Here is a 581-nt window from a genome sequence, read left to right as displayed (position 1 = left end):
CTGGTTGAACCAAAGGACCTGCGTCCACAAATCGGACGCAACGTAGATGAACGCCCCAAGAATCACAAGCACCAAGATGGTGATCCGGAAAGGCGTCATCCCTTTCTTAGGATGACTGGGCTTTTGCGGCCGAGGCTGCTCAGGAAAGCCCTGGAATGGAAAACCGCTCACGTTTTTCCTCTCGAAAACTAGCGAGTTTGCTTACATCGTCCGTCCAGTCTACCGATTGGCGAGGCATAAGGCACACGGGAATAATGGTGCTTAGCATACCTGCCTTACGCGCTACCGATCGGGGCTGAACGTTCTGGTTCAAGTGTAGGGCGAGCTACGGACAAAGGAAGTGAACAATGTTTAACGAGGACGAGGCTGCACCAGCCTCCCCCAAGTCAAATGGCGTAACCGGTGCCCAGCTTGGCCTCACGCACGCTGTGCACGAGATTGAGCGAGCGGCCTCGGCCTTGGGGTGGGATCACGCCTCCACTGTTTACGCACTGGTACCCACGGGAGAGTTGTTGGCTTTGGAGGAAGTCCCCGCGGACATGCGCGCACACCTCGAGGCCAGCTGGGACGGCACCGAGACC

Annotated in this window: 1 pseudogene; it reads left to right on the top strand. The window is 57.3% G+C overall.

Annotation, left to right across the window (positions count from 1 at the left end):
- Nucleotides 1–347: 347 nt before the first annotated feature.
- Nucleotides 348–581 (top strand): annotated as a pseudogene (locus HMPREF1627_RS01035) (hypothetical protein); the annotation flags it as partial.

Source organism: Actinomyces sp. S6-Spd3 (genome assembly GCF_000758755.1).
Lineage (GTDB): Bacteria > Actinomycetota > Actinomycetes > Actinomycetales > Actinomycetaceae > Pauljensenia.
Note: the sequence above shows the minus strand (reverse complement) of the source record. Positions and strands in the feature narration are given on the sequence as shown.